Consider the following 1,868-nt stretch of genomic DNA (forward strand, 5'->3'; position numbering starts at 1 on the left):
GGGGCACTAAAGAAGTGTTGATTGGTAAAGATACCCGTATTAGTGGCTATATGCTTGAGTCGGCAATGGAGGCGGGATTTTCAGCGGCGGGTGTGAATGTGGCGTTGATTGGCCCAATGCCAACACCTGCGGTGGCGTATTTGGCGTCGACATTTCGCGCCGATGCCGGGGTGGTGATCAGTGCCTCCCACAACCCTTATTACGACAATGGGATTAAGTTTTTTTCAAACTCTGGCACTAAATTAAATGATGCGCAGGAGCTTGAAATTGAAACCTTATTAGAACAGGCGCTGCAGCATAATGCGATGCAGTGTGTCGCCTCTGAAAAACTCGGTAAGGTTCGCCGTATTGATGATGCCGCAGGCCGTTATATTGAGTTTTGTAAGGGAACATTCCCGAATCACTTAAGTTTGACGGGGTTGAAGATTGTTGTCGATAGCGCCCATGGCGCCGCTTACCATATCGCGCCGAATGTGTACCGTGAGTTAGGGGCTGAGGTGATTAGCATTAATGACAAACCTAATGGGGTGAATATTAATGACCATTGCGGTGCAACACATTTAGATAGTTTGCAAACCGCCGTGATGGTGCATGAGGCCGATTTAGGTATTGCATTAGATGGCGATGCGGATAGGGTGATGTTTGTTGACCATAATGGCCATGTGGTTGATGGTGATGAAATTTTATTTATTCTGGCACAAGCCGCGTGCCATAAAGGTGAAATGGTCGGCGGTGTGGTTGGTACTTTAATGTCGAACCTTGGTTTAGAACTGGCCCTTAAGCAAATGGACATTCCCTTTGTACGTGCAAAGGTAGGCGACCGCTATGTGGTTGAGCAGCTTAAAGAAACGGGTTGGCAACTGGGCGGCGAAGGTTCTGGGCATATTTTGAGTTTAAAGCACGCTTCAACGGGTGATGGTATTGTGGAGTCTCTACAGGTACTTAAAGCCATTTTAGAGTCAGGCAAACGTCTAGCCGACATTAAAGCGGGCATGACCAAGCTGCCGCAAGTACTTATTAATGTGCGTTTATCATCAGGCAGTGCCGACAGCATTTTGGCTTTAGACAGTGTTAAGCAGGCAGTGGTAAAAGCGGAAGGGATATTGGGTGACCAAGGGCGCGTACTATTACGTAAGTCCGGCACAGAGCCTTTAATCCGAGTGATGGTGGAGTCAACGGATAATCTGATGACACAGACTCAAGCCGAGTTTATCGCAGATGCGGTAAGAGCGGCGTAAAGCGGGCGCTTCGCTGACGGCCTTCGGCTGCAAGACTCTAGGGCGTTGCTCGATAACTGCTCCTGCTTTATTCTCGATAATTGCTCCTGCATTATTCTACCTTCGCCCGTCCCTGGGCTCGTACCTCCTGCATCCATGCAGTCGTACGCAACTGCTAGGACGCAGCAAAAAGCGCTGCTGCTAGAAGGCCTTCGGCCCTAGAACGCTCGCAAGCTCGCTCTAGCTTCTACGAACGCCACTTTGCGGCTACGGAACGTCACTGCGTGACTTACGGATAACGGAACGGGCTTCGCCCTGACGGTGAGTGAGCGTGCGAACGTTCCGTAATCCGTCCTCCGTCAGCACGGCGTTAAGCGTTTTGATGTCTTTAGTCTTTTTTAGTCTTTTTTGGTCTTTAATCTATCGCATGATATGATTTTGGCTTAGTGAATGGGTTTTCTTATTTTCAATTAATCAACTAGGCATCAACCTATGAACATAGAAACAATCAGTTTTTTGAAGAAAAATGCCGCGAGCTTAACCCTCGATGAACCGATGATTATTACTCAAAATGGTGTACCTGCTTACGTTATCGAGTCGGTAGCGGATAGAAATCGACGTGATGAGGCGATAGCTTTACTCAAGCTAGTC

The 1,868-nt window shown here is 48.2% G+C and carries 1 protein-coding gene; it reads left to right on the plus strand.

Going from position 1 to position 1,868, the window contains the following annotated elements; genetic code table 11:
* Positions 1-1,238, plus strand: a 1,238-nt coding sequence (gene glmM, locus L5M38_RS24075; protein WP_263180541.1) for a phosphoglucosamine mutase, incomplete at its 5' end; no start/stop codon positions are given.
* Between the last annotated feature and the right edge of the window lie 630 nt (positions 1,239-1,868).

Source organism: Shewanella sp. SM101 (assembly GCF_025654465.1).
Lineage (GTDB): Bacteria > Pseudomonadota > Gammaproteobacteria > Enterobacterales > Shewanellaceae > Shewanella > Shewanella oncorhynchi.